13 protein-coding genes and 1 pseudogene are annotated in these 23,859 nt (G+C 73.7%); 6 read left to right on the top strand and 8 right to left on the bottom strand.

From position 1 onward, the window contains the following. From ACERZO_RS05355 to ACERZO_RS05325, 7 genes and pseudogenes are all read right to left on the bottom strand, one after another. Nucleotides 1–1,226 (bottom strand): annotated as a pseudogene (locus ACERZO_RS05355) (lipase family protein). Nucleotides 1,227–1,258: 32 nt separating this feature from the next. Continuing rightward, complete coding sequence (locus tag ACERZO_RS05350) at nucleotides 1,259–2,227, bottom strand: alpha/beta hydrolase (protein WP_372662584.1); 969 nt, start codon at nucleotides 2,225–2,227, stop codon at nucleotides 1,259–1,261. Between the two features lie 11 nt (nucleotides 2,228–2,238). Next, the gene (locus tag ACERZO_RS05345; protein ID WP_372662581.1) at nucleotides 2,239–3,816 is read right to left on the bottom strand and encodes an acyl-CoA carboxylase subunit beta; all 1,578 of its coding nucleotides are present in this window, start codon (nucleotides 3,814–3,816) and stop codon (nucleotides 2,239–2,241) included. Then, on the bottom strand, nucleotides 3,816–10,019 hold the full coding sequence (locus ACERZO_RS05340) for a beta-ketoacyl synthase N-terminal-like domain-containing protein (protein ID WP_372662577.1): 6,204 nt from the start codon (nucleotides 10,017–10,019) through the stop codon (nucleotides 3,816–3,818). Before ACERZO_RS05340 ends, ACERZO_RS05345 begins: the two co-directional genes overlap by 1 nt. Continuing rightward, entirely contained in the window at nucleotides 10,016–11,740 is a 1,725-nt protein-coding gene (locus tag ACERZO_RS05335) for a fatty acyl-AMP ligase (RefSeq protein WP_372662574.1), read from the bottom strand. The genes ACERZO_RS05340 and ACERZO_RS05335 overlap by 4 nt, the downstream gene beginning before the upstream one ends. A 92-nt stretch (nucleotides 11,741–11,832) precedes the next feature. Then, nucleotides 11,833–13,230 carry an MFS transporter gene (locus ACERZO_RS05330; RefSeq protein ID WP_372662571.1) on the bottom strand — a complete coding sequence of 466 codons (1,398 nt, stop codon included), beginning with the start codon at nucleotides 13,228–13,230 and terminating at the stop codon, nucleotides 11,833–11,835. After that, nucleotides 13,227–15,221 carry an MMPL family transporter gene (locus ACERZO_RS05325; RefSeq protein ID WP_372662568.1) on the bottom strand — a complete coding sequence of 665 codons (1,995 nt, stop codon included), beginning with the start codon at nucleotides 15,219–15,221 and terminating at the stop codon, nucleotides 13,227–13,229. Before ACERZO_RS05325 ends, ACERZO_RS05330 begins: the two co-directional genes overlap by 4 nt. A 254-nt stretch (nucleotides 15,222–15,475) precedes the next feature. Here ACERZO_RS05325 and ACERZO_RS05320 point away from each other — a divergent pair, with 254 nt between their 5' ends. From ACERZO_RS05320 to ACERZO_RS05310, 3 genes are all read left to right on the top strand, one after another. Beyond that, the gene (locus ACERZO_RS05320) at nucleotides 15,476–16,711 is read left to right on the top strand and encodes a helix-turn-helix domain-containing protein (protein WP_372662565.1); all 1,236 of its coding nucleotides are present in this window, start codon (nucleotides 15,476–15,478) and stop codon (nucleotides 16,709–16,711) included. A 61-nt stretch (nucleotides 16,712–16,772) separates the two neighbouring features. Next, entirely contained in the window at nucleotides 16,773–17,804 is a 1,032-nt protein-coding gene (locus tag ACERZO_RS05315; protein ID WP_372662562.1) for an aldose epimerase family protein, read from the top strand. A 49-nt stretch (nucleotides 17,805–17,853) separates the two neighbouring features. After that, nucleotides 17,854–18,558 carry a transporter substrate-binding domain-containing protein gene (locus tag ACERZO_RS05310; protein ID WP_372662559.1) on the top strand — a complete coding sequence of 235 codons (705 nt, stop codon included), beginning with the start codon at nucleotides 17,854–17,856 and terminating at the stop codon, nucleotides 18,556–18,558. Nucleotide 18,559: 1 nt separating this feature from the next. Here the strand turns inward: ACERZO_RS05310 and ACERZO_RS05305 are convergent, their stop codons facing one another. Continuing rightward, nucleotides 18,560–19,510 carry a TIGR03557 family F420-dependent LLM class oxidoreductase gene (locus tag ACERZO_RS05305; RefSeq protein WP_372662557.1) on the bottom strand — a complete coding sequence of 317 codons (951 nt, stop codon included), beginning with the start codon at nucleotides 19,508–19,510 and terminating at the stop codon, nucleotides 18,560–18,562. 374 nt (nucleotides 19,511–19,884) lie between these two features. On the opposite strand from ACERZO_RS05305, the gene ACERZO_RS05300 reads away from it, so the two are divergent. The 3 genes from ACERZO_RS05300 (at nucleotide 19,885) to ACERZO_RS05290 (ending at nucleotide 23,838) form a co-directional block, all read left to right on the top strand. Further along, entirely contained in the window at nucleotides 19,885–21,468 is a 1,584-nt protein-coding gene (locus ACERZO_RS05300; protein WP_372662554.1) for an AMP-binding protein, read from the top strand. Nucleotides 21,469–21,897: 429 nt separating this feature from the next. Beyond that, nucleotides 21,898–22,992: a J domain-containing protein gene (locus ACERZO_RS05295; RefSeq protein ID WP_372662551.1), complete on the top strand. Its 1,095-nt coding sequence runs from the start codon at nucleotides 21,898–21,900 to the stop codon at nucleotides 22,990–22,992. Nucleotides 22,993–23,043: 51 nt separating this feature from the next. Next, nucleotides 23,044–23,838: a LysE family translocator gene (locus ACERZO_RS05290; protein ID WP_372662547.1), complete on the top strand. Its 795-nt coding sequence runs from the start codon at nucleotides 23,044–23,046 to the stop codon at nucleotides 23,836–23,838. Nucleotides 23,839–23,859 lie beyond the last annotated feature (21 nt).

Below are 23,859 nucleotides of genomic sequence, written 5' to 3'. Positions count from 1 at the left end.
TCAGCAGTTGGACGGGGCCTGCTCACCGGCGAACCGCTTGACGATCCACTGGTGGGCATCCCCGTTCCCGGCCAGGATCCCGGTGGCGTGGTCGGAGATGTAGGTCTGCCACTGCTCCCGCACCCCGGCCGCGCAGTACGCCCGGTGCAGGGCGTCGGCCTGCGGCGTGTTGACGATCTCGTCGGTGCTCGCGTGGTACTGGAACACCGGCACCCGCGGCGGGTTCGCGCCCAGCTTGTTCTGCGCCAGCCGCGCCTGCCACTGCGGCGTGCCCAGCGGGTTCGACGTCGTGTAGTCGCTGATCTTCTTGAACGAGTAGTTCAGCAGCAGTTCCGCGACGCACGCGTTCTTCTTGGCGTCGTTCAACTGTTGCCGCCCGGTGTCGTTGAGGAAGGAATCGAGCTTCGGTCCGGGTACGCGGCGTCGAGCCCGACCGCGGCGAACGCCAGGAAACCGAAGCCGATGTACCCGTCGAGTCCTTTCGCGACTTCCGTCAGGTCGGCCGGCACGCCGCCCGCGACGACGCCGACGACGTTCAGCTCCGGCGCGTACGAGGGTGCCTTCTCCCCCGCCCACATCGATCCGCCGCCGCCCTGCGAGTACCCCTGGAAGATCACCTTCGCGGTCTTGGCGAGCTTCGCGGCCGGGAGGTTCTGCGCCGCGCGCACCGAGTCGATCACGGCCGGTCCCTCGGACTGACCCGTGATGTAGGTCGGCGTGGTCGTCGGCGAATAGCCTTCGTAGTCGGTCACCGCGACGGCGAACCCGCTGGACAAGGAGTCGTTGATGGCCGGCTGGTCGTAGAGCGTGCCGCGTTCCATCGCCTTGGACGCCGTGCACTTGAACGCCGGACCCTGCGTGCCGACGGCGTACCCGACGATCGGCGCGGCCGCCGGGTCCTTGCCCTTCGGCACCAGGATCGTGCCGGTCACCGCGTCCGGCAGGCCGCGGGCGTCGGTCGAGAGGTACATGACCTGCCAGGCGTCGGCGTTGGCCGCGTTCAGCAGTGGCACCGACGGGCGCCAGCGCAGGACGTCACCGGGTTTCCCGGCCGGCAGCGGCGACGGCGGGGTGTAGAACGAGTCGTCGAACGGGCCGGGCAGGATCGGCGCCGCGACGGCGCCGGCGGGCGGGCTCGCGGCCACGACGCCCAGCGCCGCCAGGGAGACGCCCAGGAGCGCGGACAGCGCGCGTCGCAAGAGGACAGACTTCACCACAACCTCCATCGGGGAAAGGGCTCTATCGTGCAAAGGAAGGCTCAGGCGGGGAGTCCGAGCGCGCCGGCCAGGACCGGCCACGAGTTGTGCAGGGCCCGCTGCCAGTACGGCCAGCTGTGCGTGCCCGGCCCGTAGTAGTCGACCGTCGCCGGGATGCCGTTCTGCCGCAGCTTGTCGGTGAAGCTCTGCGAAGACAGCAACGCCGACGGTTCGAGCACATCGGACTGCCCGGGCGGGTCGAGCGGCCCGGTCTGCCCGTTGCCGCAGGAGAGGTAGAGCGCCGTGCCGCGCAGGTCCTGGACGTGGTCGTACGGGTTGTGCGACGACCAGATCGGCTGCATCCCGAAGGAGTCGCCCCACAGGTTCAGGTAGTTGAAGATCCCGGCGCGGGCGAGGATGCCGATGATCCAGACCGGGATGCCCGGGTAGAGCGTGTTCGGCACGCCGGAGTACGACGCCGCCGCGGCGAACATCCCCTTGTGCTGGAAGGCGTAGGCCAGCGCGCCGTACCCGCCGATCGACAGGCCGGCGATCGCCCGGCGGGTGCCGCCGTGGTAGCCGCGTTCGACGATCTGGCGGACTTCCGCGGTGTGGAACGTGTCCCAGTCGGGTTTGCTCGACAGCCCGAAGTTCCACCACTTCGTGTACATCCCGGCCGGGCCGTCGGTCGGCATCACGACGAGCGCGTCCTTGGTGGCCGTGAACGTCTTCACGTCGGTGAACTGGTCCCACGACTGGTAGTCGACCGGCTCGCAGCAGCCGTGCAGCAGGAACAGCACCGGCCAGGTGCGCGTGGGCTGCGCGGCCCAGCCGGAGGGCACGATCAACCGGACCATCCCGGTGGTGCCCAGCGCCGGGGAATCGATCTTCAGGTCCACCGTCCGGGCGTCGAGCCAGGTCTCCTGGACGACTTTCGCGCCGTCGTCGGCCACGACGGGGCTCGCCTGGGCGGCCGTGACGCCGCCGGCGACCAGGACCACGACGGCCAGCATCAGCAAGGCGGCTCTCATCGAAGTCTCCTTCACAGGGGGATGTTTCCGTGCTTCTTGGCCGGCAGGGTCTGCCGTTTGGTCCGCAGGGTCTTCAGGGCGCGCGCGACCTGCAGCCGGGTCTGCGACGGCGTCACGACCTGGTCGACGTAGCCGCGTTCGGCGGCCAGGTACGGGCCGGTGTGGCGCTTGCGGTACTCCTCGGTGAGCCGTCTTCGCGCCGCGGCCCGCCGCTCCGGCGGCAGCTCGGCCAGCTCACGGCGGTAGAGCACCTGCACCGCGCCCTCCGCGCCCATCACCGCGATCTCCGCGGTGGGCCACGCGAGGGTGACGTCGGCGCCGAGGTGCTTGGAGCCCATCACCGCGTAGCCGCCGCCGTAGGCCTTGCGGACCACCACCGTCACCTTCGGCACGGTGGCCTCGGAGTAGGCGTAGATCAGCTTGGCGCCCCGGCGGATGATGCCGCCGCGTTCCTGGTCGCTGCCCGGCAGGTAGCCGGGGACGTCGGCGAGGGTGAGCAACGGGATCGAGAAAGCGTCGCAGAAGCGCACGAACCGCGCGGCCTTCTCGGAGGCGTCGATGTCGAGCACGCCGGCCTGGTGCCGCGGCTGGTTCGCGACGACACCGACGGTGCGGCCCTGGACGCGGGCGAACGCGCAGATCATGTTGGGCGCGAAGGCGCTGTGGACTTCGGAAAACTCGCCGTCGTCGACGAGCCGGACGATCAGCTCGGCCATGTCGTAGGTCTGGTTCGGCGAGTCGGGCACCAGCCGGTCCAGCTCCAGGTCGGCGGGGGTGACGACCGTGCTGGTGTCGTCGGCGTACTCCGGCGCCGGGTCGAGGTTGTTCGCGGGCAGGTAGCCGAGCAGGGTCTGCACCCACTCGATCGCGTCCCGCTCGTCGGCGGCCCGGTGGTGGGCGTTGCCCGCGACCTCGCTCTGCACCGCCGCGCCGCCCAGCTCCTGCGCGGTGACGCGCTCACCCGTCACCGCGTGCACGACGTCCGGGCCGGTGACGAACATGTGCGAGGTTTCGTCGACCATCACGGTGAAGTCGGTGATGGCCGGCGCGTAGACGGCCCCGCCCGCGCACGGGCCCATGATCATCGAGATCTGCGGGATGACCCCGGACGCGTGGGCGTTGCGCCGCCCCAGCTCCGCGTAGTAGGCCAGCGAAACGACGCCCTCCTGGATGCGCGCGCCGCCGGAGTCGTTGATCCCGACGACCGGGCAGCCGAGCGACATGGCCAGGTCCATCACCTTGAGGACCTTCTCGCCGGAGACTTCGCCCATGCTGCCGCCGAAGACGGTGAAGTCCTGGGAGAAGACGCAGACCTGCCGCCCGTCGACCGTCCCGTGCCCGGTGACGACGCCGTCGCCGTAGGGCCGGTTGGCGTCCATGCCGAACTCCGCGCACCGGTGCCGCGCGAACTGGTCCAGCTCGACGAACGAGCCGGGGTCGAGCAGCAGCCCGATCCGTTCGCGCGCGGTGAGCTTGCCCTTGGCGTGCTGGCGGTCGACGGCCCGCTTCTCGGCGATCCGGACGGCTTCGTCCTGGCGCGCCTCGAGATCGGCGATCCGGAACGCCGTGGTCGGCATCAGTTCGTCCATCACCGCACCCCTGCTCCGAGCCGGGCCGCGAGCGCCGCGGCCACCGCCGCCACGTGCGGCGGGTCGATCATCGAGACGTGGTCGCCCGGCACCCGGACGACTTCGAGGTCCGCGCAGTACGCGTCCCAGCCCAGGGTGTCGTCCGTGCGCAGGTACCGCGGGTCCAAAGTGGTCGTCAGCGGGTGCGGGTCCTGGGCCCGCAGCAGCAACACCCGGCCGTCGTACCGCTCCGGCGCGTACCGTTCCGCGACTCGGGCGTCCACATAGGACTCGTACTGGTGGCGCAGGACGCCGGCGCCCAGGTCCGGGACCTGTTCGGCGAGGCGTTGCATCACCCGGCGGATCTGCGTGTCTTCGTCCAAAGTGGCCAGTTCGGCGCGCGGGATCGCGAACGGGACGCCGTAGGTCCGCCAGATGTGCTCGGCGAACCGGTCGAAGCGGTCCAGCAGCAGGTCCGCCGGCTTCCCGGCCGCCGGCAGCGGCAGGATCGAATCGATCAGGACCACGACGTCGACCGGCCCGTCGAGCCGCCGGGCCGTCTCGTAGGCGAGGCAGCCGCCGAACGACCAGCCGCCCAGCCGGTACGGGCCCCGCGGCTGGATCTCGCGGATCAGCTCGGCGTAGCACGCGGCCTTGGCCTCGACGGTGTCCTCGTCGTCGATCCGTTCCAGCCCGTACACCGGGTGCCCCTCCGGCAGCAGCCGGACGAGCTCGCGGTACACGCTCGTCGGGCCGCCGGCCGGGTGGAACAGGAACAGCGGCTCGGCGACGCCGTCGCGCAGCAGCCGCACCGGGCCGCCGCCGTGGCCTTCGAGCTCCGCGCGCAGCAGGTCCGCCTGCGCGGCGACGGTCGGCGTGGCGAACAGCCGCTCCACCGGTGGCACCGCGCCGAGCTGCTCCGCGAAGACCGCTCGCAACCGGCGCGCGCGTTCGGGATCGCCGCCGACGGCGAAGAAGTCGTCGTGCACCCCGGGTTCCGCCCCGCCCAGCTCGGCCCGCCAGTGCCGGGCCACCCACCGCTCGGCGGGGTCGCGCGGCCCGGCGGTGACCGGCTCGGCTCGGGCCGGTCCGAAGCCGGCCTGTTCGGCGAGGTGCGCGGCGAGCTCGGCCAGGCTGGCGCCGCGCAGGAGCAGCGGGATCGGCAGCGGCAGCCCGAAGTCGCGTTCGACCGCGCCCCGGGCGCGCATCGCCGACAGCGAGTCGAGGCCGAGCCGGGTGAGCGGCACGTCCCGTTCGACGTCGGGGTAGCCCAGGACGCCCGCGACGAGCCCGGCCAGGTGGTCGGCGATCGCCTTCCGGGCGGTTTCCGGCGAAGCCTTCCGCAGCGTGTCCAATCCGTCCCAGGTGGACGGTCCGGGGCGCGGCGCGAACAGGCCGAAGAACGGCCGTTCGGCGAGGCGCGGGAACAGGTCCAGCACCGTTTCGGCGTCGAGGCGGGCGATGCCGGTCGCCTGGCGGTCGCGCGCGAGGACGGCGTCCAGCGCGGACAGCGCTTCCTCGGTGCCGAGCGGCTCGAGCACCGGGTTGCGCGACCCGGCCGCGGCGCCGGCCTCACCCCAGGCACCCCACCCGATCGTCGCCGCCGGGAGGCCCTGGGCCCGCCGCCACGCGACCAGGGCGTCGGCCCAGGCGTTGGCGGTGGCGTACGCGGCCTGACCGGGCGAGCCGAACAACGCGGCGGCCGACGAGTACACGAGCCACCAGTCGAGGTCGTGCCCGGCGGTCGCCTCGTGCAGCCGCCACGCGCCGAGTGCCTTCGGCCGCCAGACGGCGTCGAGCGCGCCCGCGTCCAGGCTGATCGCGGCCCCGTCGGCGAGGACCCCGGCGGCGTGCAGCACCCCGCGCAGCGGCACGCCACCGTCGACGGCCGCCGCGACCAGCGCTTCGGCCGTGCCGGGCCCGGCGACGTCGCCGGCCACGACGCGGACGTCGATCCCCAGGTCCGGCGCGGGGGTGGCGCGCCGGCTGTTGAGCACCACCCGCGTCGCACCGCGCTCGGCCAGCCACTTCGCCGCGACGAGGCCGAGCCCGCCGAGCCCGCCGGTGATGACGTAGGCGCCGTCGCGGACCGGCTCGCGCACCGGGGCGCCCGGCTCGGGGCGGACCAGCCGCCGCACGTACCGGACGCCTTCGCGCCAGGCGACTTCGTCGTCGGGGCCGTCCGCGCGGACCTCGTCGCGCAGCTGCCCGACCCACAGCCGGGCCGGGTCCGGTCCGGCGTCGAAGTCGACCACGCTGACGCGGAGTTCGGGGTGTTCGAAGGCGAGCACGCGGACGAACCCGCGCAACGCGGCCAGGTCGGGATCGCCGCGCTCGCCGGGTTCGACGCTGTGCGCCCCGGCCGTGACCAGCCACAACCTGGGCGGCTCGGGCAGTTCGGCCAGCTCGGCGACGACCTCGGACAGCGTCCCGACGAGGTTCCCGGCCCGGTCCGGATCGGGGTTGTCGTGGCTGCCGAGGTGGACGAGCACCGCGGTCGGGTTTTCCGGCAGCTGGTCCTTGAGGGTGTCTTCGGTGAGCTCGATCCAGCGCTCCGGCCGTTCCGGCGCGGCGGGGAGGTCCGCCTCCTGCCACGCGGCCTCGTACAGCAGCCGGTCCAGCGCCGCGTCCCGGTAGCGGCGGCAGTAGACGTCGCGGAATTCCACCAGGACGACGTCGTCGGCGTCGACGAGCTGAACGCTGCCGAGCAGCCCGTCCCCGGACGGGTCCCGCGAGGTGAGGACGGCGTCCACGCGCACCCCGCGGCGGGGCTCCCCGGCCAGGACCACCTCGCCGATGGTGAGCGGCAGGTAGAGGGCGTCGGCGTCCCCGACGGCGGCGGCGAGCGCGTGCAGACAGGCGTCGGCGAGCGCGGGGTGCAGCCGGTAGGCGGGGTGATCGTCGGGCTGGACGATCGAGGCGGACGCTTTCCCGTCGCCGGCCACGACGTTGCGGAGGCCGCGGAAGGCCGGGCCGTAGTCCTGGCCCAGCTCGGCCAGGACGCGGTAGAGGTCCAGGGGCTCGCCGGTGACCTCGCCGAACGGCGCCGACGGACTGCCGCCGGGCTCGATCCGCGCGGTGGCGTGGCGGACCCAGTCACCTCGGGTCTTGGCGTGGACGCCGAACTCGGTGCCGGTCAGGCCGGTCGTCACCTCGGTGTGTTCGCCGAGTTCGAGGACTTCGCGGAGTTCGAGGTCCCGGACGCGGCGGCCCGGCGCGGCGGCGAGTGCCAGTTCGAGGAAGCCGGTCGCGGGGAACACCGGCTTCCCGCGCACGGTGTGGTCGGCCAGCCACGGCAGCGCTTCGGTGCCGACGTCACCCCGCCACAGGTCGCCGTCCGGGTGTTCGATGTGGACGCCCAGGAGCGGGTGGCCGCCGTCGGTCCGGGTCCGGCGGTTCGGCCAGAACCGCCGGTGGCGCCAGACGGGGCCGGGCAGGTCGACGTGTGCCGTCCGGGGACGGGCGGCCAGCGCGCCGGGGCGGCCGGTCACGTGGAGCCGGGCGAGGCTGGTCAGGAACGCCGTCCGTTCGTCGGCCTTCCGGCTCGCGGAGGGCAGCGCTGGTTCGCCCGTGGTCTGTTCGACGGCGGCGAGGGCGACGGGGTGCGGGGAGACTTCGACGAAGACGGTGTGCCCGTCTTCGGCCGCGGCGGCGAGGGCCTGGCTGAACCGCACCGGACGGCGCAGGTTCGCGGCCCAGTACCCGACGTCGAAAGCCGGTGTCTCACGTGGATCGTCCAGAACCGTGGTGTAGCAGGGAATCCGGGGGTCACGCGGCTGGATCTCGACGCGGAACCGGCCGAGCACGGCATCGACGGCGGCGGAGTGCCCGGCACCGCCGACGGGGAGCCGCCGGGCGAGCCGGCCCAGGCGTTCGGCGTGCTCGACGAGGGCGTCGACCTGGTCGGCGGCGCCGCTGACGGTGCACTGGGTGGGAGAGGCGTAGACGGCGACGGTGACCTCGGGGAACCGGGTGAGTTCCCGAGGAGACAGTTCGACGACGGCCATGGCGCCTTCGCCACCCTGGTCGAGCTCGGCGAGCAGCCGCGCGCGGGTGGCCATGACGCGCAGGCCATCGGCGGGGTCGAGCGCCCCGGCGACCACGGCCGCGGCAACCTCCCCCATGGAGTGCCCGACCACGGCGGCCGGCGTGACCCCGTGGGCGCGCCACAGCCCGGCGAGGGCGAGTTGCATGCCGAAGAGGGCGAGCTGGGTGGTGGCCAGGTCGCCGGGTTCGCCTTCGAGGAGGTCGCGAAGGGAGGAGCCGAGTTCGGCGCGGAACACGGGATCGAGCGCTTCGACTTCGGCCTGGAAGGCGGGTTCGGTGCGGAGGAAGGCGCGGCCCATGCCGTCCCATTGGGAGCCGTAGCCGGAGAAGACGAACACCACACCCGGGGGTCGTGAGTGAGGAACAGGGTTAGAACACTGTTTCTCACTCACGACAAGCTGCGGCAGACCGCCCACCGAGCCCCGGCCCGCGGCCAGCTCCCGCAGCCCCGCCACCACCTCGGCGCGGCTCTCCCCCACCACCGCACCCCGGACCGGCAAGTGCTCCCGCCGATGCGCCAGCGTCGAGGCCACCGCAGCCAGCGGTACCGCCGCAGCACCCTCGAGCCACTCCGCCAGCTCCCCCGCCCGCGCCCGCAGCACCTCGTCCGACCGGGCCGACAGCGCGAACACCGCCGGCCCCGCGATCTCCGGAGGTACCCGCACCGGGAACGCCGCCGCCGGCCATTCCTCGACCACGACGTGCGCGTTCGTCCCGCCGAAGCCGAACGCCGACACCCCCGCCCGGGCCGTGCCCGAATAGCGTGGCCACTCCGTCGGCGACGTCACCACCCGCAGCCCCGAGAAATCGATGTGCGGGTTCGGCTCGCGGAACCCCAGACTCGGCGGCACCCGCCGATGCGTCATCGCGAGCACCACCTTCAGCAATCCCGCGATGCCCGCGGCCCCTTCGAGGTGGCCCAGGTTGCTCTTCACCGATCCCAGCAGCAACGGCCGGTCGGCCGGGCGCCCGAGCACCGCCGACAGCGCGCCCGCCTCCAACGGGTCCCCCAGCGGCGTGCCCGTTCCGTGCGCCTCCACGTAGTCCACAGAGGACGGATCCACCCCCGCGGAAGCGTAAGCCGAACGCAGCAGGTCCGCCTGGGCCAAAGGATTGGGGGCGGTCAAGCCGTTGGACCGGCCGTCGGAGTTCACCGCACTGCCCCGCAGGACCGCCAGGATCCGGTCGCCGCGGGCCGCCCGCAGCGGCTTCAGCACGACCACTCCGCAGCCCTCGCCGCGGGCGATGCCGTCGGCGGCCGCGGCGAACGGCTTGCAGTGGCCGTCCGCGGCCAGTACCCCGGCGCGCTGGAAGCCCGCGGTGATGCCCGGCGACAGCAGCACGTTCACCCCGGCCACCAGCGCGAGCTCGCTCTCGCCGCGCCGGAGGCTCTGCATCGCCTGGTGCACCGCGACCAGCGACGACGAGCACGCCGTGTCCAGCGTCAGGCTCGGTCCGCGCAGGTCCAGCAGGTACGACAGCCGGTTCGCCGCGATGCTCGCCGCCGCCCCGGTTCCCGACCAGACGTCGACGCCGGCGACGTCGGTCATCGTCAGCGAGCCGTACTCGGTGGCCGACAGCCCGACGAACACCCCGGTCCGGCTGCCGCGCAGCCCCGACGGCGGGATCCCGGCGTGCTCCAGCGCCGCCCAGGCGACCTCCAGGAGGATCCGCTGCTGCGGGTCCATTGCCTCGGCCTCCCGCGGCGTGATGCCGAAGAACTCCGCGTCGAACCCGGCGACGTCGTCGAGGAACCCGCCTCGCAGCGGCAGCCCCGCCAGCTCGCCGGCCGGCGCGAACGTCTCCCACCGTCCTTCCGGGACGTCGCCGACGCCGTCGCTCCCCGTGTCGAGGAACTTCCAGAACGCTTCCGGCGAGTCGATCCCGCCCGGCAGCCGGCAGCCGAGGCCGACGATCGCGATCGGCTCCTCTTCCACCGGCGTCGTCCGGGAAACCGCCGTTGTGTCCTCTGTGGACAAGTACTCGGCCAGCGCGTTCACCGTCGGGTACTGCCAAACGAGGGTGACGTCCAGCGGCCGCCCGGCGAACTCGCCGAGATCGGCCGCGAGGGCCGTCGCGTCCCGTGAGGACAGTCCCGTTTCGTGCAAGGGCCGGTCGGGGTCCACCGGACCGAGCCGGGCGAGCAGCCACGCGCGCACCGCGCCGGACGTCGTCATCCGAGCCGCCGCCCGGTCAGCGAACCGTCCAGGTAGGACTTCCGGCAGCGCGCCCGGCTGATCTTGCCGCTGGACGTCCGCGGCACCTCGCCGGGCGGGAGGACCACGACGTCGTGCAGGCCCAGGCCGTGTCCGGCCGACACCGCCGCCCGCAGCGCGGCTGTCAGCCCGGCGACGTCGACTTCGGAGTTCTTCGCGAGTTCCACCACGATCACGGCGGCTTCCCCCTCGTCGGTACCGATCGCGAAGGCCCCGGCCGAGTGCGGCCGGACGCCGGCGTGCTCCTCGGCCGTCTGCTCGATGTCCTGCGGGTAGTGGTTGCGCCCATCGACGACGACCAGGTCCTTCAGCCGCCCGGTGACGTACAGCTCGCCCTCGAAGACGACGCCGAGATCGCCGGTCGCCAGCCACCCTTCGCCGGTGTCCGGGTCCAGCGGCGGCAGCCCGAACGTCGCCGACGAGTCGCGACCCCAATAGCCCCGGCCGACGTTCGGGCCGCTGACCCGGATCTCACCGACCTCGCCCGGCGCAGCCGGTTCGCCGGTGCCGGGATCGACGATCCGCACCCGTTGCCCGGCGGGCCGGCCGCACGAAACGAGCGTCGACCCAGACGCGGCGGGCACCGCGAACCCGGCGGCGAGGCGGTCGCGGTCGAACGTCACCTGCCGGGCCGGTTTCCCGGCTTCGGACACGGAAACCAGCACGGTGGCCTCGGCCAGGCCGTAGGAGGACCGGTGCACCTCCGGCCGCAGCCCGCACCCGGCGAAGGCGTCCTGGAACTTCGCGATCGTGGCCGGCAGCACCGGTTCGCTGCCGTTGATGAGCGAGACGACCCGGCTCAGCTCCAGGTAGCTCTTGTCCGCTTCGGACACCCGGGAAGCGCAGTAGGCGTAGGCGAAGTTGGGCGCCGCGCTGATCGCGCCGGGACTCGCCGAGAGGGCGCGCAGCCAGCGTGACGGCCGTTCGAGGAACGCCAGCGGGTCCATCAGCACCGACGCGAGGCCGCCGGCCATCGGCGCGCCGATGCCGAGGATCAGGCCCATGTCGTGGAAGAGCGGCAGCCAGCTGACCGTCGAGGTGGTCCGGCTTTCGGCGCCGTAGGCGGTGCACGCCTGACGCGCGTTGGCGAGCACGTTGCGGTGCGTCAGCACCACACCGGCGGGCGTGCGGGTGGATCCGGACGTGTACTGCAGGTACGCCGTCGCGTCGGGATCCGGTGCCGGCCAGTCCCGGGGTTCGGCCGGGGCCAGGGCATCGACGGCGACGACGTCCGGCCCGATGGCCGAATCGGCGAGGAAGGCGTGGACCGCGTCGATGTCCCCGGTCGTGGTGAGCACGACACCTGGCGCGCAGTCGGCGAGCGCCGCGGCCAGCCGGCCCGCGTGCCCGGGCAGGCCGGGGGCGAACAGCGGCACGGCGATCAGCCCCGCCCGGATCGCGCCGAGGAACGCGACGACGTAGTCGACGGACTGCCCGGCCAGCACCGCCGCGCGCTCGCCCGGCGCCGCGATTCCGCTCAACCGCGCGGCGACCGTGCCGACCCGGTCGTCGAGTTCGCGCCAGGTCAGCGTGACCGCCCGCCCGTCGGCGTGAGCGCGGTGGTCGACGTGGGTCAGCGCGACCTCGTCGCCGAGCACCCGCGCCCACTGGCCGAGCAGGCTCGCCAGTGAGGCCGTCGATTCGGCCCCGGTCACGGGAACCGGCGGGGAAATGGTTTCCATGGCACCTCGCAGAGAGCGTTTACCGGCGCAGTGAATAGCTGCGCGCGGGCGGTTGTCAATCAAGCGAATTGCGACACTCACCGGCACACGGATTACGGCACCGCCCGTTTGTCACGCGGCGACGAGGTCCCGGCGGACCGCCGCCTCGACACGCGCACGGCCAGCAGCGCGCCGGCGAGCGTCAACCCGGCCGCGACGAGCAGCCCCGCGGTGTAGCCCGCGGCCAGCGCCGGTCCCGGCGTGGCACCGGCGTCGAGCCGCACCGTCCGCACTGCCGTCAGGACGGCCCCGATCACCGCGACCCCCAGCGCGCTCGAAAGCTCGCGGGACGCCGTGAGCAGCCCGGACGCCGTGCCCGCCTGCCGTTCGGCCACGACGTCCAGTGCGTGCGAGGTCAGCGGCGTCGTGAACGCGGAACCGGCGCCGATCAGCACCAGCCCGGGGATCCGCGGGAACACCGCCGGGACGTGGTCGACCACGGCGAGCGCGAGCAGCCCGGCCGCGACCACGCCGAGCCCGGCGGCGACCGTCCGATGTGGACCGTGCCGGGCGACCGCCGCCGGGACCAGCGGCGTCGCGGCCACCACCGCGACCGCGACCAGCGCCAGCGGCAGCCCGGCCCGCACCGGGTCGAGGCCGAGGAAGTCCTGGTGCAGCAACGGCGTGAAGAAGACGATGCCCGAGATCCCGAGGCCCCACAGCACCTGCACGACGAGCGAGCCGGCGAACACCCGGTTGCCGGTCAGCTCGGCGGGCACCAGCCGGACCGGTGCCCGCCGCTCGCGCAGCACGTACACCGCGCCGAGCGCGACCCCGGCGGCCAGCAGCGCCACGGCGGTCCGCGGGTGCTCGCCGAGCTCCACCAGCGCCGCGGTGAGCAGGACCAGGCTCGCTGTCACGACGGTCAGCGGTCCGGCGGCCGGTCGCGGACCGTCCGGATCCCGGCCCCGCGGGACCGTCCCCGGCACCAGGACGAGCATCGCCGCCACGAAGGGCAGGTTGACGAAGAAGATCCAGCCCCAGCCCAGGTATTCGCTCAGCAGGCCGCCGAGCGCCGGGCCCAGCGCGAGCGCGGCGGCCAGGCACGCCGTCCAGACGGCGGCGCCGAGCGTCCGGCCCCGCGCGTCGAGGTTGGTCCGCAGCAGGCTCAGCAGTCCGGGGACCAGGAACGCGGCGGCCGCGCCCTGCAGCACCCGGGCGGCGACCAGCACGCCGGCCGACGTCGCCACCCCGCCGGCGCCCGCGCCGAGCCCGAACGCGAGCAGCCCGGCGAGCAGCGCCGGACGACGGCCCCAGCGGTCGATCAGCGTGCCCGCCACCAGCAGCAGCCCGGCGAACGGCAGCATGTAGCCGAGGGCGACCCACTGCAGCGCGCCGAGGTCCAGGGCGAGGTCGCGGCCGATCGACGGCGCGCCGGCCGCGACGATGGTGTTGTCCAGCGTCGTCACGAACGCGCCAAGCGCGATCAGCACCAGAGTCCGCCGCGTCATCGCCCGCTCCCCACCAGCTCACGCGCGGCCGGAGCCGGCCGGCGGCGCGGGAACCACCAGTTGGCCTCGCCGAACCACGCCATCACCGCCGGGACCAGCACGCACCGGACGACGACCGCGTCGAGGAGCACGGCGACCGTCAGCCCGACGCCGGCTTCCCGCACGACCCGGGCGTCCACGAAGGCGAACGCCACGAACACCAGCGCCATGATCAGCGCGGCCGCGGTGATGGTCCGGCCGGTCGCCGCGACGCCGTCGACGACCGCGGCCCGGGTGTCGCCGCGGCGGCGCCACGCCTCCTGGACGCGCGCGATGAGGAAGACCTCGTAGTCCATCGACAGCCCGAACAGCCCGGCGAACAGGAACACCGGCAGGTACGGCTCGATCGGCGCGCCGAAGGCGAAGACGACCGCGCCGGTCGTCGCGGCCGCGGTCAGCAGGTTCATCACCGCCGCGGTCAGCGGGATCACGACGCTGCGGAACACCCAGGCCAGCAGCAGGACCGAAATGCCGACGACGCTGAAGAGGAACAGCGGCAGCCGCGCGGTGACGGCCGCGGAGAAGTCGGCCCGGGCGGCGACGGGGCCGCCGACGTGCGTGTCCGGGCCGGCGACCGTGGTGGCCATCGCCCGCGTCCAGCGCAGCAGCTCGGTGGTGGCCGGGTCGTCGGGCGCGGTGCGCGGGGTCGCTGTGAGCAGCCAGCCGCCGCCCGGCAGCGGGGCGGGCGGCCCGACCTCGGCGCGGGCGAGCAGCGCCTCGCGCAGCGTGCCGAGCGACGCGTCTCCCGTGCCCACCACCAGCAGCGGAGCGCCCGCGCCCGGGCCGAAGCCGTCGCGCAGCAGCTCCGCGGCGGTGCGCGTGACGCTGCCGGGCGGGTCGAGGGAGGCGTCCGGGACGCCGAGCCGCAGGCCGGTCATCGGCAGCGCGAGGACGGCTACCACCAGCAGCGCGGCGAGCGTGTACGGACCCGGTCGCCGGGTCACCGACCGCGCGAGCCGGGTCCAGCCGCGGCCGCCGCCGTCGGCCGGGATCCGCATCCGCCGGGCCGCCGGCCGCAGCAACGCCGGCAGCAGCGTCAGCGCGGCCGACGCGGTGAGCAGCACCGAAACCGCGGCGGCGACGGCGATCCCGTCGAGGAACGGCAGGCCGACCGTCAGCATCCCGGCCAGCGAGACGCACACGGTGACACCGGCGAACACCACGCTCCGGCCCGATGTCGCCGCCGCGACGGCCAGGGCGGCCGCCGGATCCGCGCCGTCGCGGCGGCCCTGCTGGTAGCGCGTGAGCACGAACAGCGCGTAGTCCACGCCGACGCCGAGGCCCAGCAGCGCGGCGATTTCCGTGCTGATCGTCGGCACGGTCAGGACGTGCGACAGGAGCGTGACGGCGGCGAGCGCGCAGCCGACGGACACCGAGGCCGCCAGGACCGGGAGCAGGACGCAGGTCAGCGACCGGAACGTCACGAACAGCACGAGGGCCGCGGCGAGCAGGCCGATCCCGGCGTTGCCCAGGTCCGGCGCGCCCGCGGTCATCGCGGCGAGCTCACCCGACGCGCCGGCGGTGAGGCCGCGGGCGTCGCGGACGACGTCGGCGAAGGCGTCCGCCACGTCCGGCCCGAGGGTCGTGGCCGGCGCGTCGAAGCGGACGGTCAGCACCGCGGTCCGCCCGTCGGGCGACACCCGGCCGGGCGGCGGGCCGACCGCCACGACGTGCGGGAGCGCCGCCAGGCGGCCGGCGAACGCTTCGAGGTCCACGCGGCCCGCGCCGCGGTCGACCGGGCCGTCCAGGGCCTGGACGACGACGCTTTCTTCGCTCCCGGTGCGGTGCAGCAGCTTCGCCGCCGCGGTGCTGTCCGCGGCGGGCAGGTCGACCGTGTCGCGGAAGTCCGCACCCTGGTGCAGCGCGGCGAAACCGAGCCCGGCCAGCGCCGTCAGCCACAGCGCGACGACCACGACGGCGTGGCGGAAACACCAGGAAACGACCCTCGTCATCCCGTTCTCCCGCCGCGCATGGTTGATCACGCTAACAACCGAATGGCTCGTGAAGATACGGATCGGGCTCACAAATCGAATCGGGAAAACCCTTGCCGCGGTGAGTGTTCCGCCGTTTGTCGGACGCGTGACAAATCACCGCACCGCCATTGGTCCCCGCGTGACAGAACCGGGTGCGCAGGCGGGGAAGGCGTTGCCAATCGGCGTTTCCGTGTGAGTACATGGCGTCCGCGACGAAGCGGAAAGGGGTGCCCATGACCCGGACGATCACCGTCCCGCACCCCCGCGGCACCGGCCGCGCCCGGCAGCTGTGGTGTTCGCTGCCCACCGAAGTCGCGCGGCGGTTCCGCCCGCACGCCGATCCCCTGTCCCGGCGGATCCTCGAAGAGGTCCAGCGGGCCGTGCCCGAATACGCCAAGCCCCTCGAAGGCGAGTTCGGGAAGATGATCGTGCTGGCGATCGAACAGGCCGTGCTCAGCTGCATCGACAGCATCGACGACCTGCCGTCCACAGAGGACAACTGGCCGAAGCTCTTCCGGGAGGTCGGGAAGCGCGTCCACCACGACGGCGGCAGCCTGAACTCGCTGCAGGCCGCCTACCGCGCGGGCGGGCGCGCGGCGTGGCGGTACATCGCGGAACTGGGTCAGGCCCACCGCTTCCCGGCGGCCGTGCTCTGCGTCGGCGCGGAGGCGATCTTCGCCTACGTGGACGAGATTTCGTCGTACTCGGTCGAGGGGTACACGCTGGCGCAGGCGATGGCGACCGGCACGCTCGAACGCCGCCGGCGGCGGTTGCTCGAGCTCCTCCTGGCCAGCCCGCCGTCGTCGCCGGCGACGCTCGTGACGATGGCGAAGGCCGCGAACTGGGTCATGCCGGAGTGGGTCACCGTCGTCGCGCTCGACCCGCGGGACGAGCAGCACCTGGCCCCGGCACCGCAGGTCGCCGGCGACGTCCTGCTCGACCTCGAAGGCACCGAACCGTGCCTGCTGACCCCCGACCCGGACCGCGACCTGCGGGATCTCGAAGGCCGCCTGCCGGGCTGGCGCGCGGCGGTCGGGCCCCGCGTGCGGCCGGCCGACGCGGCGACGTCGGCGCTCTGGGCCCGGCGCACGCTCGATCTGCTGCGCCGCGGCCTGATCGGCGACCGCTCGGTGACGCGCACGGCCGACCACCTGGCGACGCACTGGCTGCTGGCGGACCGGTTCCTGCTCGACGAGCTGTCGGCCAAGACCCTGGCGCCGTTCTCGGGCCTGACGGTGAAACAGCAGGTCCGGCTCGCCGAGACGTTGCTGAGCTGGCTGGAGCACAACGGGAACACGCCGGACATCGCGCAGGCGCTGGGCGTGCACCCGCAGACCGTCCGCTACCGCGTGAGCCAGCTGAGCGACCTCTTCGGCGACCGGCTGGCGGATCCGGCGCAGCGGCTGGAGATCCAGATGACGCTGCGGGCGCACCAGCTCCTCGGCACGCAGCCGCCGGGCGAGCACTGACCCCTTGACCGTGCGGCCCGCCTCCCGCATGCTGTTAGCGCTAACAATGGGGAGGCCGCCGATGCCGCGTACCGAACTCACCCGGGAGTTCTTCGGCCGCGCCGGCGGCACCGACGTCCACCGCTACACCCTTTCCCGGGCCGGGATCACCGTCCGCGTGCTGGACTACGGCGGCGTCATCCAGTCGCTCGAAGCGCCGGACCGGTCCGGGCGACCGGCCGGCGTCGTCCTCGGCTACCCCGGCCTCGAGGGTTACGTCGCGAACAACCGGCCGGGCGCCCCGCGGGTCTTCCTGGGCGCGGTGATCGGCCGGTACGCCAACCGGATCGCCGGCGGCGCGTTCACCCTCGACGGCGTCCTGCACCGCGTCCCGGTGAACGACGGGAAGAACAGCCTGCACGGCGGCCCCGGCGGGTTCGACACGCGGGTGTGGTCGGCTGCTCCGGTCCCCGACGGCGTGCGGCTCACCCTGGTGAGCCCGGATGGTGACCAGGGCTACCCCGGCCGGTTGTCCACCGAGGTGACCTACCGCCTCGACGACCGGCTGCGCATCACCTACCGCGCGACCACCGACGCGCCGACGGTCGTCAACCTGACCAACCACACGTACTGGAACCTGGCCGGCGCGGGAACCGTGCACGACCACTCCCTCGCGCTCGCCGCGAGCCGCTACTGCGCGGTCGACGAGGACCTGATCCCGGTGGGCGACCCGGCACCGGTCGACGGCACGCCGTTCGACTTCCGCCGCACGACGGCGATCGGCGCCCGGCTCGGCGACCCCGACCCCCAGCTGGCGATCGGCGACGGCTACGACCACAACTGGGTCCTCGACGACGGTGCGCCGTTCGCCGCCCGCGTCTGGGAGCCGTCGTCCGGGCGGCTGCTCACGATGTGGACGACCGAGCCCGGCCTGCAGTTCTACTCGGGCAACCACCTGGGGGATCCCCACGCGGGGTTCGCGCTGGAGGCGCAGCACTTCCCGGACTCGCCGAACCGGCCGGACTTCCCGAGCACCGTGCTCCGGCCCGGCGAGGTCTACCACCAGGAGACGGCGTTCGAGCTGACGACGGCGGACGGGCCGCCGGTGGCGTGAGCAACATTCGCCCCTCTCCCGGCGGCCCCCGCCGTTACCCTCGCCGGTCATGGGAGACCTCGCCGCCGACCTCGCACCCACCGGCGTGCTGCGTGCCGCCGTCAACCTCGGCAACCCGGTGCTCGCGCACGGCACGCCGGACGCCCCCGGCGGCGTCACCGTCGACATCGCGCGCGAAGTGGCCGCGCGGCTGGACGTGCCGGTGGAGTTCGTCTGCTTCGACGCGGCCCGCAAGTCGTTCGAGGCGCTGACCTCGGGCGCGGCCGACCTGTGCTTCCTGGCGATCGAGCCGGCACGGGCGGCTTCGGTGGCGTTCACCGCGCCGTACGTCGTCATCGAGGGCGTGTACGTGGTTCCGGAAGGTTCTGCGTTCGCCTCGCCCGCGGACGTCGACCAGCCGGGCGTCCGCGTCGGTGTGAAGCAGGGATCGGCGTACGACCTGTACCTGACCCGGACCCTCGAGCACGCGACGGTCGTGCGCGGCTCGGACGGCGTGGCCGTGTTCGAGGAGCAGGGTTTGGAGGTGGCCGCCGGGATCCGGCAGCCGATGACCGCCTACGCCGCCGCGCACCCGGGCACGCGGGTGCTCCCGGAGCGGTTCATGCAGATCCGGCAGGCCGTCGGCACCACCCCGGACCGCGCCCCGGCGACGGTGGCGTTCCTGCACGAGCTGGTCGAGGAGCTGAAGGCGAACGGGTTCGTGGCGGAGGCATTGCGCCGCGCGAACCAGCCGGACGCCACCGTCGCGCCTTGAGTCACAGGCGGGGCAGCACCTGCGTTCGCCACGCCTCGAAGAACTTCTCCTGGTCCGGGCCGATCTGCTGGACGTACACCTCGTCGAACCCGGCCTCGGCGAACTCGCGCACCGCTGCGACGTGCCGATCGGCGTCCGGGCCGCACGGGAACTGCTCGCGGACCATCTCCTCGGTCACCAGGCTCGCCGCCGCCGCGTAGTCGGCCGGGGTCGGGAGCGTCGAGGGGAGCTTGCCGGGCAGGAGCTCGTTGCGCCAGCGGTGGTGCGCCGTGCGGACACCGTCCTCTTCGGACTCCGCCCAGCACACCTTCAGCCCGCCCTGCACCGGCTTGCCGCCGCCGCCCGTTTCCCGGTACCTGCGCACGAGATCCGCGTCGGGCATCACCGTGCAGAAGCCGTCACCCGCGCGGGCGGCGAGGTCGGTGGCCGCCGGGCCGAACGCCGACACGTAGATCGGCACCGGCTCGTCGGGCAGCGTGTAGAGCCGGGCGTGGTCGACCGTGTAGTACCGGCCGCGGTGGTTGACCTCGCGGCCGGTGTGCAGCTTCCGGATGACGTCGATCGCCTCTTCGAGCATCTCCAGCCGCACCGCGGGCGGCGGCCACTGCTCGCCGGTGACGTGCTCGTTCAACGCCTCGCCGGTGCCGACGCCGAGCACGAACCGCCCCTCGCACTGCACGGCGGCGGTCGCGGCCGCCTGCGCCACGACAGCGGGGTGCATGCGGATGATCGGGCACGTGACGGCCGTGGAGATGGGCAGCGAGGTGACCTCGCTCAGCGCGCCGATCACCGACCACACGAACGGGCTGTTGCCCTGCTCGTCGAGCCAGGGGTGGAAGTGGTCGGAGATCCACAGCCGCTCGAACCCGGCGGACTCGGCGAGCCGGGCCTGCCGGACCAGCTCACGCGGCGAAAACTCTTCGGACGACAGGAAGTAGCCGACACTCACCATGCCCGGGGGCTACCACGCGGCGGTGGCCCGAAACGTGGGCACCGTGGCGGGACCCGGGCGCCGGGGCGCGCTGGGCCGGAGCAGGGCGGCGGGGTGGGCCAAGCCCCTGAGGCGAGCCGGGCAGGGGCGGACCGGGGCCGGCGGCAGGCTCGGGACAGGACGGCGGCGCGGAGCGGGGCGCCCGGGGGTGCGGCGGGCATGGGCGGACCGGCGCAGCTTCCTCGGTCCGGCGCGGCTGTCACTGTGCGCCGCACCCGGTAGACAGAGCGATATCGCTTTCTCGTCGCTGCCGTCATCGATCCGGCATCGCGTCTTCTCGACGGTCGCAACGAGTGCTACGTTCCTCGTGGTGCAGGTCGACCCGAGGGGTTGCGATGAGGCTTTCTCCCAGCGCTCACACCGACTCGTTCTGCCGTGACCGGCTGCCGCCCGGGCGGCAGTGGCCGCGGCTCCTGTTCGACCTGCCCGAGCTGCACTACCCGGACCGGCTCAACGCCGCCACCGCCCTGCTCGACGGCGCGATCGACCGCTTCGGACCCGACCGGCCCTGCCTGCGGTCGCTCCACGAGACGTGGACCTACGGCGAGGTCCTCGCCCGCGCCAACCGGATCGCGCACATCCTCACCGCCGAGCTCGGGGTCGTGCCCGGGAACCGCGTGCTGCTGCGGGGCACCAACACGCCGTGGCTGGCGGCGTGCTGGCTGGGCGTGCTCAAGGCCGGAGCGGTCGCCGTCGCCACCATGCCGATGCTGCGGCGCCACGAGCTCGACAAGATCGTCGACCGGGCCCGGCCGGCGGTCGCCCTGTGCGACGAGCGCCTGCTCGACGAACTGCCGCCCGGGCTGCCCGTCGTCGCCTACGGCAGCGAGCTCGCCGAACGCTGCGCGCGGCACCCCGCCACCTTCGCCGACGTGCCCACCGCCGCCGACGACGTCGCACTGCTCGCCTTCACCTCCGGGACCACCGGCACCCCCAAGGCGACGATGCACTTCCACCGCGACCTGCTTGCCATCGCCGACACGTTCTCGCGCCACGTCGTGCGCCCCACCGCGGACGACCTCTTCTGCGGCACCCCTCCCCTCGCGTTCACCTTCGGCCTCGGCGGACTGCTCGTCTTCCCGTTGCACGCCGGCGCGTCCGTGCTCCTGGTGGAACGCGCCACGCCCAAGGAACTCGCCTCGATCGTCGCCGAGCACGCGGTGACCGTGCTCTTCACCGCACCGACCGCCTACCGCGCGATCCTCGGCTCCGGCGACGGCGCCCTCCTCACCGGCGTGCGCCGTGCCGTCTCCGCGGGCGAAGCGCTGCCCGCCGCCGTGGCCGAGCGGTACCGCGACGTCGTCGGCCGCCCGCTCATCGACGGCATCGGCAGCACGGAGATGCTGCACGTCTTCATCTCCGCCGCCGACGAGGCCGCCCGCCCGGGCACGACCGGCACCGTCGTACCCGGCTTCCGCGCCGCCGTCCTGGACCTCGACGGCACGCCGGTACCCGACGGCACGCCCGGGCTGCTCGCCGTGCAGGGCCCCACCGGCTGCCGCTACCTCGAGGACCCGCGACAGGCCGACTACGTCCGCGACGGCTGGAACATCACCGGCGACACCTACGTCCGCGACGCGGACGGCTACTTCCGGTTCGTGGCGCGCAGCGACGACATGATCATCTCCTCCGGTTACAACATCGCCGCTCCGGAGGTCGAAGAAGTGCTGCTCGGCCACCCGGACGTCGAGGAGTGCGCGGTCGTCGGCACGCCCGACCCGGACCGGGGCGCGGTCGTGACCGCCTTCGTCGTGCTGCGCGCGGGCGTCACCCCCGGCCCGGAGGTCGTGCACGCCCTGCAGGAGCACGCCAAAGCCGTTGCGGCGCCGTACAAGTACCCGCGCCGGGTGCGGTTCATCGACGCGCTGCCGCGCAACGCGAGCGGGAAGCTCCAGCGCTTCCTGCTCCGCGAGCGCTGACGGGGGTGACGGGCCCGCTGCCGAGGTGGGGTGGCGGTGGGCCCGTCACGTCTGGGGGAGGACATGCCTCCACGATACCCGCCGACTCGAACACGTGTTCGCGTCTCTTCGAGTGAATTCCCGCTACGAAAAGTCACCGGCATCCCGGAAAACCGCGCCGCGACAACACTTCCGGGTGACACGAAGTCCGATGTGGACACTCACGGACCACGGCAAACGTCCCGGAACGCCCGCCCGGCACCCCATCACACGCCCGGCCGGAGCGGGGAGACCGGCCGCGCGCCGCGAGCACCGCGGGCGGTAGAACTTCGGACACCGCACTGACCTGCGCCGGAGGACCATCACCCCGACGCGCCGAAGAGGCGGTGGCAGACCGGGAAACCGGGTCCCATAAAGTCTTCGCGCAGCCATCCGGAGGTGAACGCCCGCGTGCCCGAGGTCGACTACTACGAGGTGCTCGGCGTCCGCCGGGACGCCACGGCGGCCGACGTCAAGACGGCCTACCGCCGGCTGGCGAAGACCATGCACCCCGACGGCGGCGGCACCGTCGGCACGTTCCGCCTGCTCCGCGAGGCCTACGACGTCCTGGGCGACCCCGTCGCCCGCGCGCGCTACGACTCCGGCGGCGCGACCGTGGTGCCGGTCCCGGTCCGGCCGCGGCCCCGGCGGCGCTTCGGCGACGAGCCCGGCTACGTCCCCGACCTGCCCGAACTCGACGCCGAAGACCTGAGCTGGTGGCACTTCGCCGGGCAGGACCCCCGGATGCGCCACGGCCGCCGCCGCGGGCCCGGGCACACGCCGGTGGTCGCCGCGGTGGGCGGGATGGTGCTCGTGCTGCTGCCGCTGGTCACCGGCGTCGGGTTCAGCACGCCGGTGCTCATCGTCTGGCTGCTGCTCACCGCCGGCACCGCGCTGCTCGTCCAGCGCCTGGCCCGCGGCTACCTGCGGGCGAGCCGGGCCCGGGAGGCCTACGCCGAGGAGTTCGGCGGCCGCACCGTCTTCGGCGCCCCCGGCAGCGAACGCGACGAGCTGGCCGAGCGGCTCACCGCCGACCTGCTCGAGACGTACCTGACCCGGCTGCCCGGCGCGCGGATCTTCCACGGGCTCGCCTGGCCCGGCTCGGTGTTCGCCGACGTCGACCACGCCGTGCTGTGCGGGAAGCGCCTGGTCCTGATCGAGTCGAAGCTGTGGCTGCCCGGGCACTACGAGACGGCCGAGGACGGCAGGCTGCTGCGCAACGGCCGCCCGTTCCGCGGCGGCGGCAGCCGGCTCGCCGAGAGCCTCGCCGCCTACCGCGACCTGCTGCCCGGGGTCGCGCTGCGCGGCGCGATGATCGTGTACCCGAGCCGCAGCGGTGAGCTGACCACGGCGGATCCCGGCGACCTGCCCGTGGCGCCGATGACGCCCGAGGAGTTCCTGCACGAGATCGGCGAGTGGCTGGCCGCCGATCCGTCCACAGTGGATCACCAGACGCTGCGGACCATGCGCGACCAGGTGGTCGGCGGGGGCGGCCGGGCGGCGTGAGACCGGCGGGACGCTGCCCGGGCTGACGGCCGCCGTGCGAGGCTGTCCGCTGTGAACACCGCCGCGGCCACGCTGGGCACGGTGCTGCTGGCCTACCTCCCGGCGGCCGTCTCGCCGGGGCCGAACTTCGTGCTCATCGCGCACACCGCCGCGGCCGGGACGCGCCGGGCGGCGGTGGCGGTCGCGCTCGGGGTGGTCGCGGCGGGCGGGGTGCTGGCCGCGATCGCCGTGTTCGGGCTCGGCAGTGTGCTGGCCGGGACTCCGTGGCTGGCGACGGCGCTGCGGGTGGTGTGCGGCGGGTACCTCGCCTGGCTGGGCGTGCGGCTGTGGTGGCAGGCGCCGGGACGGGGGACGCGTTCTGGCGGGCAGGAGGCTCCCGAGGGCGATCCAGTCGCCGGCCGCCGGCGGGACCGGCCCGGTAGCCCGGGAGCCGAGGCGCCGCCGCCGACAGAACCCCCAAGCACCCCGCCAGACCAGCCCGGCAACCCGGAAGCCGAGGCGCCGCCGCCGACAGAACCCGCAACCACCCCGCCGGACCAACCCGGCAGCCGCGGGCACGCGGCGAACTTCCGGCGCGGCGTGGTCAGCAACGTGACCAACCCCAAGGCGGCGGCGTTCTTCGGCAGCGTGCTGACCGCGACGCTGCCGCCCACCGAGCCCACCGCGGTCAAGCTCGCCGCGGTCGCGCTGATCGTCGTCGCGTCCGCCGCGTGGCACCTGAGCGTGGCGCTGCTGTTCTCCTCCCCCGCCACCCAGCGCTGGTACGCCCGCGCGAAACCGGCCCTCAACCGCGTCGTGGGCACGATCCTCGTCGTCTTGGGCGTCACCCTCGCCGTAACGCCGTGAAGGCCTCCTCGCCGAAGCGAG

It is taken from the genome of Amycolatopsis kentuckyensis (assembly GCF_041679295.1).
GTDB classification, from domain to species: Bacteria; Actinomycetota; Actinomycetes; order Mycobacteriales; family Pseudonocardiaceae; genus Amycolatopsis; species Amycolatopsis kentuckyensis_A.
This window is presented reverse-complemented; position numbering and strand designations above follow the sequence as displayed.

Bases quoted from the DNA above. Each gene is read 5' to 3' on its own strand.
- ACERZO_RS05345 (WP_372662581.1), bottom strand. From the start codon at position 3,816: ATGGACGAACTGATGCCGACCACGGCGTTCCGGATCGCCGATCTCGAG.
- ACERZO_RS05340 (WP_372662577.1), bottom strand. From the start codon at position 10,019: ATGACGACGTCCGGCGCGGTGCGCGCGTGGCTGCTCGCCCGGCTCGGT.
- ACERZO_RS05335 (WP_372662574.1), bottom strand. From the start codon at position 11,740: ATGGAAACCATTTCCCCGCCGGTTCCCGTGACCGGGGCCGAATCGACG.
- ACERZO_RS05350 (WP_372662584.1), bottom strand. From the start codon at position 2,227: ATGAGAGCCGCCTTGCTGATGCTGGCCGTCGTGGTCCTGGTCGCCGGC.
- ACERZO_RS05305 (WP_372662557.1), bottom strand. From the start codon at position 19,510: ATGGTGAGTGTCGGCTACTTCCTGTCGTCCGAAGAGTTTTCGCCGCGT.
- ACERZO_RS05310 (WP_372662559.1), top strand. From the start codon at position 17,854: ATGGGAGACCTCGCCGCCGACCTCGCACCCACCGGCGTGCTGCGTGCC.
- ACERZO_RS05330 (WP_372662571.1), bottom strand. From the start codon at position 13,230: ATGACGCGGCGGACTCTGGTGCTGATCGCGCTTGGCGCGTTCGTGACG.
- ACERZO_RS05315 (WP_372662562.1), top strand. From the start codon at position 16,773: ATGCCGCGTACCGAACTCACCCGGGAGTTCTTCGGCCGCGCCGGCGGC.
- ACERZO_RS05320 (WP_372662565.1), top strand. From the start codon at position 15,476: ATGACCCGGACGATCACCGTCCCGCACCCCCGCGGCACCGGCCGCGCC.
- ACERZO_RS05300 (WP_372662554.1), top strand. From the start codon at position 19,885: ATGAGGCTTTCTCCCAGCGCTCACACCGACTCGTTCTGCCGTGACCGG.
- ACERZO_RS05325 (WP_372662568.1), bottom strand. From the start codon at position 15,221: ATGACGAGGGTCGTTTCCTGGTGTTTCCGCCACGCCGTCGTGGTCGTC.